Genomic DNA, 1,750 nt, shown 5'->3' with positions numbered 1-1,750 from the left:
GCTATCACCCTTTATTGCGGCACTTTCCAGAGCCTTCATCTGTCTCATTAAAAGCTTAAGGGCTAATCCAATTTCGCTCGCCGCTACTTTCGGAATCTCGGTTGATTTCTCTTCCTCGGGGTACTTAGATGTTTCAGTTCCCCCGGTTTGCCTCCTGYTGCTATGTATTCACAACAGGATACTTACTTATGTAAGTGGGTTTCCCCATTCAGGAATCCCAGACTCAAAAGGTTATTACTACCTAATCTGGGCTTATCGCAAGTTATTACGCCTTTCATCGCCTCTGACTGCCAAGGCATCCACCGTGTACGCTTAGTCACTTAACCATACAACCCGAAAGGGTCTTAGTGTATGGCAACTAACCAAGGTTTTTGGTTGTCATCAAGAAGGGTTAATTCTCAATGACTGTTTGCCGGACTCAATTGTGATTCAAACTAAGTTTGAATCGAATACAAGACACTTGAATGTGTTTGTTGTGTTTATCTAATGAAAGATAAACATTGAGAACTTTTAAATTTGATTGAATTACTCGTAAGTAATCAATCAGTCAGCTTTCCAAATTGTTAAAGAGCAAGAGTTTTTAAAGCATTAAACTTTTAAAACCATTTTTAAATACACTCAGCTTTCTATTACTAAGAAAAGTGTGCTTAAAGATGGTGGGCGATACCGGGCTCGAACCAGTGACCCCCTGCTTGTAAGGCAGGTGCTCTCCCAACTGAGCTAATCGCCCATAAAAGTTTCTTTTTGTCTTCACTTTTTAAAAAGTGAAAATAAAAGCCATTCTTATGGAAGGAATGGTGGAGCTATGCGGGATCGAACCGCAGACCTCCTGCGTGCAAGGCAGGCGCTCTCCCAGCTGAGCTATAGCCCCATATTTTTATTTCCTTGGGAGGAAATGGTGGGCGATACCGGGCTCGAACCAGTGACCCCCTGCTTGTAAGGCAGGTGCTCTCCCAACTGAGCTAATCGCCCCAAATTTTATTTCCTTGGGAGGAAATGGTGGGTCGTGCAGGATTCGAACCTGCGACCAATTGATTAAAAGTCAACTGCTCTACCAACTGAGCTAACGACCCTTTTTACTTCTTGAAGGAAGTGGTATCCCGTAGGGGAGTCGAACCCCTGTTACCGCCGTGAAAGGGCGGTGTCCTAGGCCTCTAGACGAACGGGACACTGCAATTTATCTCTACTTTAAAAGCAGAAACAAACTTTGAAGAACCTTGGGAGTTCTTCATCTCTTTTTCTTTTTAAACCTAATCAATCTGTGTGGGTACTCATCGTGCATATCTTCGTATAAGGAGGTGATCCAGCCCCAGGTTCCCCTAGGGCTACCTTGTTACGACTTCACCCCAGTCATGAACCACAAAGTGGTGAGCGTCCTCCTCGAAAGGTTAAACTACCCACTTCTTTTGCAGCCCACTCCCATGGTGTGACGGGCGGTGTGTACAAGGCCCGGGAACGTATTCACCGTGACATTCTGATTCACGATTACTAGCGATTCCGACTTCATGGAGTCGAGTTGCAGACTCCAATCCGGACTACGACGCACTTTTTGGGATTCGCTCACTATCGCTAGCTTGCTGCCCTCTGTATGCGCCATTGTAGCACGTGTGTAGCCCTACTCGTAAGGGCCATGATGACTTGACGTCGTCCCCACCTTCCTCCGGTTTATCACCGGCAGTCTCCCTGGAGTTCCCGACATTACTCGCTGGCAAACAAGGATAAGGGTTGCGCTCGTTGCGGGACTTAACCC

The 1,750-nt window shown here is 46.3% G+C and carries 5 tRNA genes and 2 rRNA genes; all 7 read right to left on the bottom strand.

Features of this window, described 5'->3' with window-relative positions:
* Window positions 1-326, bottom strand: a 23S ribosomal RNA gene (locus HRQ85_RS26045); the annotation flags it as partial.
* A 328-nt stretch (window positions 327-654) separates the two neighbouring features.
* A tRNA-Val gene (locus HRQ85_RS26040) sits at window positions 655-730 on the bottom strand.
* 65 nt (window positions 731-795) lie between these two features.
* Window positions 796-871: transfer RNA gene (locus HRQ85_RS26035), tRNA-Ala, on the bottom strand.
* Between the two features lie 25 nt (window positions 872-896).
* Window positions 897-972, bottom strand: a tRNA-Val gene (locus HRQ85_RS26030).
* Between the two features lie 25 nt (window positions 973-997).
* A tRNA-Lys gene (locus tag HRQ85_RS26025) sits at window positions 998-1,073 on the bottom strand.
* 20 nt (window positions 1,074-1,093) lie between these two features.
* Window positions 1,094-1,169, bottom strand: a tRNA-Glu gene (locus HRQ85_RS26020).
* Between the two features lie 122 nt (window positions 1,170-1,291).
* Window positions 1,292-1,750, bottom strand: a 16S ribosomal RNA gene (locus HRQ85_RS26015); the annotation flags it as partial.

Origin of the sequence: Vibrio sp. Vb339 (assembly GCF_902751245.1) — a bacterium.
In the GTDB taxonomy this organism is placed as follows: domain Bacteria; phylum Pseudomonadota; class Gammaproteobacteria; order Enterobacterales; family Vibrionaceae; genus Vibrio; species Vibrio coralliirubri.
This window is presented reverse-complemented; position numbering and strand designations above follow the sequence as displayed.